8 protein-coding genes are annotated in these 7,690 nt (G+C 67.1%); 3 read left to right on the top strand and 5 right to left on the bottom strand.

The annotated features are described in order from the left end of the window. Positions 1–175: 175 nt before the first annotated feature. The 3 genes from EU555_RS14540 to serA all read right to left on the bottom strand — a co-directional run bounded on the left by EU555_RS14540 (position 176) and on the right by serA (position 3,746). Entirely contained in the window at positions 176–559 is a 384-nt protein-coding gene (locus EU555_RS14540) for a hypothetical protein (protein ID WP_135415349.1), read from the bottom strand. Between the two features lie 136 nt (positions 560–695). Beyond that, positions 696–2,399: a lysine--tRNA ligase gene (locus EU555_RS14535; RefSeq protein ID WP_135415348.1), complete on the bottom strand. Its 1,704-nt coding sequence runs from the start codon at positions 2,397–2,399 to the stop codon at positions 696–698. A gap of 99 nt (positions 2,400–2,498) precedes the next feature. Beyond that, positions 2,499–3,746, bottom strand: coding sequence for a phosphoglycerate dehydrogenase (gene serA, locus EU555_RS14530; RefSeq protein WP_135415347.1), 1,248 nt, complete (start codon positions 3,744–3,746; stop codon positions 2,499–2,501). Between the two features lie 264 nt (positions 3,747–4,010). Between serA and EU555_RS14525 the strand changes: the two genes are divergently transcribed. Next, the gene (locus EU555_RS14525; RefSeq protein WP_135415346.1) at positions 4,011–4,604 is read left to right on the top strand and encodes an SCO family protein; all 594 of its coding nucleotides are present in this window, start codon (positions 4,011–4,013) and stop codon (positions 4,602–4,604) included. Positions 4,605–4,608: 4 nt separating this feature from the next. On the opposite strand, the gene EU555_RS14520 is transcribed toward EU555_RS14525, so the two are convergent. Beyond that, on the bottom strand, positions 4,609–5,640 hold the full coding sequence (locus tag EU555_RS14520) for a glycosyltransferase family 2 protein (protein ID WP_342636477.1): 1,032 nt from the start codon (positions 5,638–5,640) through the stop codon (positions 4,609–4,611). Between the two features lie 184 nt (positions 5,641–5,824). Between EU555_RS14520 and EU555_RS14515 the strand changes: the two genes are divergently transcribed. Both EU555_RS14515 and EU555_RS36165 read left to right on the top strand, forming a co-directional pair. Further along, a complete protein-coding gene (locus EU555_RS14515) occupies positions 5,825–6,973 on the top strand; it encodes a P63C domain-containing protein (protein WP_425375114.1) in 1,149 nt (382 codons plus the stop codon). A 276-nt stretch (positions 6,974–7,249) separates the two neighbouring features. Next, positions 7,250–7,423 (top strand): hypothetical protein, encoded by a 174-nt coding sequence (locus EU555_RS36165; RefSeq protein ID WP_167858548.1) that lies wholly within the window; start codon positions 7,250–7,252, stop codon positions 7,421–7,423. Here the strand turns inward: EU555_RS36165 and EU555_RS14510 are convergent. Beyond that, the gene (locus tag EU555_RS14510; protein WP_135415345.1) at positions 7,396–7,653 is read right to left on the bottom strand and encodes a helix-turn-helix domain-containing protein; all 258 of its coding nucleotides are present in this window, start codon (positions 7,651–7,653) and stop codon (positions 7,396–7,398) included. The two genes, EU555_RS36165 and EU555_RS14510, sit on opposite strands and share 28 nt — an antisense overlap. Positions 7,654–7,690: the final 37 nt, after the last annotated feature.

The following is a 7,690-nucleotide window of genomic DNA, read 5'->3' as shown; positions in this document are numbered from 1 at the left end:
GTCTTGCCGTGGTCGACGTGACCGATCGTCCCGATGTTGCAGTGCGGCTTCGTCCGCGAAAACTTTTCCTTGGCCATATCCATCACCTGCGGCAAGCCCGCCCACGACGTCCAGCCGGGCGGAAGGCGCGGCCCGCTTAGAGGGTTAGCGCCGGTTGATCAAGCCCGGCATCGTCTCAGGGGGCCGCCGCGCCCGCCACGCGCGCACGGCCGAAAGCGCGGGCATAGGCCTCCGCCGTCTCGCGCTCGTGGTCGGAGAGCAGCTGCTCGACGGCGCCGACGAGGTCCGGCGCCTCGGTGAAGCCGGCCGCGACGAGCGCCACGGCCCTGGCGCGCGCCGCCTCGCGCTTGGCCGGCAGGCAGATGTGCTGGGCCCGCACCGCGAAATGCGCCGGCGCCTCGTGGCGGCTCTGCGCGGCGACGGATTCCCGCGCGAGGCATCCCTTGAGCCGCGCGACCGCCGACGCCTCGCGGGCCGGCCGCACCACCTCGACGGCGTGAGACGGCCCGGCGATGGCCCCGGTCGAGGCGATGAGCAGGAGCGGCATCACGGCGCGCATGGCGGTGTCCCGGAAGGTTTGTTCCTGATATGTTCCATACCACCATCGATTCCCCGCTGCCAAGGTTACCGGGATGAAAGGGCGGGGACAACGCGGGGGTCTCCCGCCGCCTCGCGGCGGGAGCGGGAAGGCGGGATCAGGCGGCGGCCGGGGCCTCCCGGCTCGCCAGGAAGGCGGCGTGCTCCTCGGCGAGCGCGCCCGAGAGGGCACGGGCGATCAGCGCGCGGGTCTCCGCGACGCCGTAGAGGGCCACGAAGGAACCGAAGCGGGGGCCGCGGGCCTCGCCGAGCAGGATGCCGTAGAGCGTCGTGAACCAGGTCTGCGACACGCCGGGCCGCCCGTCCGGGCTCTTCGACTTGCCCGACAGGTCCGGGAAATGGCGCCGCCCGACCTCGTAGACCGCCGCCTGCAGCGCCTCCGGATCGGTGGAACCGGCGTGGGACGCCAGGGTGTCGGCGAGGTCGGCGAGGGCCGCGGCCTCCTCCGCGCTCGGAGCCCGGTAGGTCTTCGCCGGACGCACGAAATCGCGAAAATAGCGCACCGCGTGGTGGACCAGCCGGTCGAGGCGCGGATGCGTCTCGGGCGAGGCCTCGGGCGCGTAGCGGCGGATGAAGCCCCAGAGCACCGCCGGGTCCTCGGTATTGGCCACCGCCACGAGGTTGAGCAGCATCGCGAACGGGATCGCCCCGCCCTCCCCCACCCGCTCCGGCGCCGGCGGCTCCCCGGCGTGCAGGTGCCAGACCGGGTTGCCGAGCTTCAGCTTCGGCTCCTGGCCCGAGAACTTATCCAGGAACGACAGGTAATCGTCGACGTGGCGCGGGATGACGTCGAAGTGCAGGCGCTTGGCCTCGCGCGGCTTGTTGTACATGAACAAGGCCAGGCTCTCGGGCGTGCCGTAGGCCAGCCACTCGTCGATGGTGAGCCCGTTGCCCTTCGACTTCGAGATCTTCTGGCCCTTCTCGTCGAGGAACAGCTCGTAGTTGAAGCCCTCGGGCGGCTCGGCGCCGAGCGCGCGGGCGATCTGGCCCGAGAGCTTGACCGAGTCGATCAGGTCCTTGCCGGCCATCTCGTAATCGACGCCGAGCGCGACCCAGCGCATCGCCCAGTCGGGCTTCCACTGCAGCTTGGCGTGGCCGCCGGTGACCGGGGTCTCGTAGGCCTCGCCCGTGACGGGATCGCGCCACACGATGGTGCCGGACGACACCTTCACCTCCTCGATCGGCACCTGCATCACGTGCCCGGTGACCGGGTGGAGCGGCAGGAACGGCGAGTAGGAGGCCGAGCGCTCGGCGCGCAGCGAGGGCAGCATCACCCCCATCACGGCGTCGTAGCGCTCGAGCACGCGCAGCAGCGTCGCGTCGAAACGGCCCGAACGGTAGCATTCGGTGGCGGACAGGAACTCGTAGTCGAAGCCGAACGAGTCGAGGAAGCGGCGCAGCTCGGCGTTGTTGTGGGCGCCGAAGCTGTCATGGGTGCCGAACGGGTCGGGCACCGCGGTCAGCGGCTTGTTGAGGTTGTCCGCGAGCAGCGCCTTGTTCGGCACGTTGTCCGGCACCTTGCGCAACCCGTCCATGTCGTCCGAGAAGGCGACGAGGCGGGTCGGCACGGCATCGTTCGTCAGCACCCGGAAGGCGTGGCGCACCATCGAGGTGCGGGCGACCTCGCCGAAGGTGCCGATATGCGGCAGGCCCGAGGGGCCGTAGCCGGTCTCGAACAGCACCTCGCCTTTGCCCGTCCGCTCCAGCCGGGCGACGAGCTTGCGCGCCTCCTCGAAGGGCCAGGCGGGCGCGGAGGCGGCAGCCTCCGCCAGGACGGGATCGATGCGGACGGGTGCGGGCATGAGTGTCGCGGCCGCGGGATGCGCGGCATTCCGGTGAGGGTGGAGGGAGCCCGGCACCCTATGGGCCGCGCCGCGCAGGGTCAACGCGACGCGGGAGCCTCAGCGCCGCTCGTAGAGCAGCCGCGCCCGGATCGTGCCGTCGATGGCGCGCAGCTCCTCGAGCAGGGCCTCCGGATCGACGTCGGTCGCGTCGGTCTCGACCACCACGTACCCGACCTCGCCGTCGGTCTGGTAGAACTGCGCCGCGATGTTGATGTGCCGGCGGGCGAAGGTCTCGTTGAGGCGCCCGAGCATGCCCGGCAGGTTGCGCTGCACGTGGATGTAGCGCAGGCCGGTCGGCCGGGCCGGGAGCTGCACCTGCGGGAAGTTCACGGCACCGACCGTCGAGCCGATGTCGGAATAGTCGACGAGCTTCCGCGCCACCTCGGCGCCGATGCGCTCCTGCGCCTCCTCGGTCGAGCCGCCGACATGGGGGGTGAGGATGACGTTCTCGAGCCCCTGGAGCGGCGACACGAAGCGCTCGCTGTTCGATTTCGGCTCGACCGGAAAGACGTCGACGGCGGCGCCCCGCAGGTGGCCGTCGCGCAGGGCGCCCGCCAGGGCGTCGAGGTCGACCACCGTGCCGCGGGAGTTGTTGATGAGGTAGGCGCCACGCTTCATCGCGCGGATCTGCGCCTCGCCGATCATGTTGTGGGTCGAGGGCGTTTCGGGGACGTGCAGCGAGACCACGTCGCTTTGCGCCAGCAGCGCGTCGAGGCTGTCGACCGGCTCGGTGTTGCCGTGGCGCAGGCGGTCGGTGAGGTCGTGGAAGATCACCCGCATGCCCATCGCCTCGGCGAGGTTCGAGAGCTGCGAGCCGATATTGCCGTAGCCGACGATGCCGAGCGTCTTGCCGCGGACCTCGAACGAGCCGTTCGCCGACTTGTCCCAGCCGCCCTGGTGGGCCGAGACCGAGCGCGGCACGATGCGGCGCAGCAGCATCACGATCTCGCCGATGACGAGCTCGGCCACCGAGCGGGTGTTGGAGAACGGCGCGTTGAAGACCGGGATGCCGCGTCGGCGGGCCGCGTCGAGGTCGACCTGGTTGGTGCCGACCGAGAAGCAGCCGACGGCCATCAGCCGGTCGGCGGCCTCGAAGGCGGCCTCGTCGAGCTGAGTGCGCGAGCGGATGCCGAGGATGTGGACGCCCTTGAGGGCCTGGCGCAGGTCGGCCGGATCGAGGGCCTTGGCCAGCCGCGTGACGGTGACGTAGCCGGCCGCCTCGAGCAGCGCCACCGCGCTGTCGTTGATGCCTTCGAGCAGCAGGACGCGAATCTTGTCCTTGGGCAGTGAGAGCTTGTCGGCCATGGTCAGCCTTCTGGGGGTCTTCTTGGAAACGGGAGGCGAAAGACCGCGTGACGTGCGGTCCGCTCGGCGCGAGCGATAGGAGAGGCGGGCACGCAACGCAACACGGCCCTCACTGGGCCGGCCTGCCTGCGCGCAGGGCAGCTTTGCGCCCACCGCGCGGGCAGAGAGCCTTGTCGTCGGGGTGACCGCATGCCCCCTTGCGGCGACGGGCCGACGGTGGTCCACCGGCCCCGACCGACCGGGCCAGCCAGGAAGAGACCGCCGATGCCCCTCACCCCCCGGATGCGCCGCGCCGCGATCCCGCTCCTCGTCTTCGTCCTCGGCCTCGCGGTGCTGGGCCTCGCCGCCAGCCTGATGCTGGGGCGCCCGGCCACCGGCACCAGCGCGGTCGGCGGACCCTTCACCCTGGTGAACCAGGACGGCCGCACGGTCACCGACCACGACTTCAACGGCCGGACGCACCTGGTGTTCTTCGGCTTCACCCGCTGCCCGGACATCTGCCCGACCACCCTGCAGCAGATCTCCGACGTACTGGCCGCCCTCGGGCCGAAGGGCCGCGACGTGCAGGCCCTGTTCATCAGCGTCGATCCCGAGCGCGACGACCCGGCGGCGCTGAAGGCGTACCTGTCGAGCTTCGACCCCCGCATCGTCGGCCTCACCGGCTCCCCCGAGGCCGTGGCCGCCGCCGTGAAGGCCTACCGGGCCTATAGCCGCAAGGTGCCGCTCAAGGACGGCGACTACACGATGGAGCACACGGCGCTCGTCTACATCATGGACGGGCGCGGCAACTTCGTCGGCTCGCTCAACCTGATGCGCCCGGCGGCGGACGCCGCCGCCGAGGTGTCGCGCCAGCTCTGACCTGTCAGCGCCGCTCCTGCATCGCCCCGGTGCGGGAGGTGGCGGCGAGCCCGTGCTCGGTCTTGTTCCAGCGGTAGGGCGCCAGCAGCAATTCGAGGAGGCCGAGCCAGGCCGCCGCGCTGACGAGGCCGTAATAGACCGGCAGCAGGAGCGCCCAGGGGGCGAGGCCCCACCAGCCCCGCCGCCGGCACCCGGCCAGCGCCGGCAGCCACATCGCGCAAAGGCCCGCGGCGAGCACCGTGAGGCCGGACGCCGTCACCAGGTTGGCGAGGAAGTCCGGTGCTGCCGGGAGCGGGTCGGCGGTGATCTCCCAGACCGCCAGGGCGAGGGCGAAAGGATAAGCGAGGGCGGAGAGCACGGTGCCGGGCACCGTCGCGACGGCGCAGAGCATCCCGAGGGGGCCGAGGCGGCGCAAAGCCGCGAGCGGGTGCCGGCTGTGGGTGATCGTGGTCTGGATGAAGCCCTTCATCCAGCGGGTGCGCTGGCGCAGCCAGGGCCTCAGGCGAGCGGGCGCCTCCTCGAGGGTCGAGAGCGGCAGGTCGCCGACCCGGTAACCGGCGAGCGCCAGGCGCATGCCGAGATCGGCGTCCTCGGTGACGTTCCAGGCGTCCCAGCCGTGCAATTCGCGCAGCACCTGGGTGCGGAAATGCGTGGTCGTGCCGCCGAGCGGCACCGGCAGGTGCGCCGCTGCGAGCAGCGGCAGCAGCACGTCGAACAAAGCCGCGTATTCGAGGGTGAAGCAGCGGGTGAGCCAGGAATCGTCGGTGTTGTCGATCACCAGCCGCCCCTGCAGGCAGGCGAGCCGGTCGGAGCCGGCGCGGAACAGGCCGGCCGCGGCCCGCAGCTGGCCGGGATCCGGCACGTCCTCGGCGTCGTAGACCACGAGGTGCTCGCCGCGGGCGAGCGGCAGGGCGACGTTGAGGGCCCGCGGCTTGGTGCGGGGCAGGCCGGGCGGCGCCGTCACCACTTCGAACCGCGCCGGCAGCGGCAGGGCATTGAGCGAGGCCGCAGTGGCCGCGTCGTCGGCCTCGATCACGAATTTCAGGTCGAGCTTGGAGGCCGGGTAATCGCGGTATTATGCAGCAAGCTCACCGGAAAGCGTTGAGGTTGCATCATAGCATCATATCGAATTTCAAATTTCCAATCAGTGACTTCAAAAATCCTGTTGACTTCAAATTGCCAGCACGTAGGCTCGGGCTACAATTTGAAGCGAGGCTCCCATGACGGCGGCCGATCGGGTCATCACAAAATTTGGCGGACCGGCCGCTTTGGCCAGGTCAATCGCCAAGGGCCAGAGTACAGTTTCGTATTGGCGAAAGACTGGAATGATACCAGTCCGGTGGCACTCTACGTTGTTCAAGCTTGCTGAAGCGCGTGGAATTGATCTCAGCGCCGATGACTTCCTTGATTTGCCTAGATCGACAAGCGAAGAAGGCAAGGAAGCCCCTGATATATACGGCCCATCAGAGGCACCTAAGGCTACCCATTGGGGTGAGGTATCCATAGGCGATGCTCGCATACCGGCCTATGTTTTGGACAATGGCGCCCGCGTATTCAGTTTGAAAGGCGTTGTTGTTGGCCTTATCGGGACAGAGGGTGGCCAGCTTGGCGAATATCTAAAAGTAAAAGCTCTCCGGGAGTACCTTCCCGCCGATTTGAAGCCTGCAGAAGATGGTACGATCGCAGCCCTGATGCGGTTCGACACCGGGGGCGAGGGACACTTCAGATATGCAGTCGGCTTCCCTGTGGAGCGGTTCCTAGACCTCTGTGCTGCCTATTCGATGGCCCTGCAGGAGCACCTGAACGACGCGAGCGACTTTGCTCTGACGCCTCGCCAGCTTCAAATTGCGAAGCAGGCGATGGCTTTTGAGCGTGCATGCGCCAAGGTTGGCATTATCGCTCTAGTCGATGAGGCAACTGGTTATCAATATGAGCGCGCCGAAGACGCATTACAGTTTAAATTGAAGCTTTTCTTGAGCGATGAAATGCGAAAATGGGAAAGCACCTTTCCTGATGAGCTTTGGAAGGAGTTCGGCCGCCTGACAAAATGGTCAGGACCAGTACATTCCCGTCCAAAATATTGGGGAAAATTAGTTATGGAGTTGATTTATGATTATATTGATCCAGATATCGCAAAATGGCTGAAAGAGAATAAGCCAAAGCCGCGAAAGGGTCAAAATTACCACCAGTGGCTAAATGAACAGTATGGCTTGAAGCGCCTGATGGAGCATATTTGGCTCGTGATCGGGATGGCTGCAGCAAGCACTAGCTTGCAAGAACTTAAGGATCGCTTGGCGGAGCGGTTCGGACGCTATCCGGTACAGATGACTATGTATCTGCCGGCACCAAATACCCAAAAGGGCCGCTGATCGGTCCTGCAGGGTTCAAATCGGGCACCTAAGCCCTGAAGGAGCAGATTTTGGATCAACCCAGGCGCTCTCTGGCATAGGTTCGGGCCGAGAGAGAAACAGTCGGGCCGGAATTCCCTCTGCAAAGGGAACCCGGCCCGGCCAGGACCGCCCATCGCGAATGCTTCCGGCTGGAAGCCCTCTGATGCGCAGCACGCAGCTATAAGATCGCATCATAGGGAACAGGTTTCAAGCCGGACGCGCATCCCCAGTAACCGCTTTTGCGGAGGATGATTTATGTCCGCTGAGTTCCCCTGCGATCAGCTTACCGCCTGCCATATTCTCCATGCCGTCAAGGTTCTTGGCTGGAGCCAGTCGCGGGCTTCGTTCTACTTCTGCGTGAACGGCGGCACGGTCAGCAAGATCGTGCGCGGCCTCTTGCATCACGGCGCTTCGCCGTTGCCCTTCTGATCTGAGGGAACAGCATCGCCTCTAACCGCGATGCCGGCCGGGCTCTCCAACAGCGTTAGCCCGGCCTCCTCGAATGCGCGCTTCATCGCCAGCAGGTTGTTGGCGATGGGCGTGCGCAAGCCGTTCTCGAACTGCCTGATGGTGCTCAGACCAACGTTCGCGCGCTTGGACAGGTCGGGTTGCGACCAGTCCAACCATCCTCGGGCGGCTCGGCATTGTTCAGGCGTCATCGTGCAATGAGAACTAGCGCGGGCGGCTTTTTGCGTC

It is taken from the genome of Methylobacterium nonmethylotrophicum (assembly GCF_004745635.1).
Classification (GTDB): domain Bacteria; phylum Pseudomonadota; class Alphaproteobacteria; order Rhizobiales; family Beijerinckiaceae; genus Methylobacterium; species Methylobacterium nonmethylotrophicum.
The sequence above is the reverse complement of the archived record's forward strand: the minus strand, read 5'-3'. Positions and strand labels throughout refer to the sequence as shown.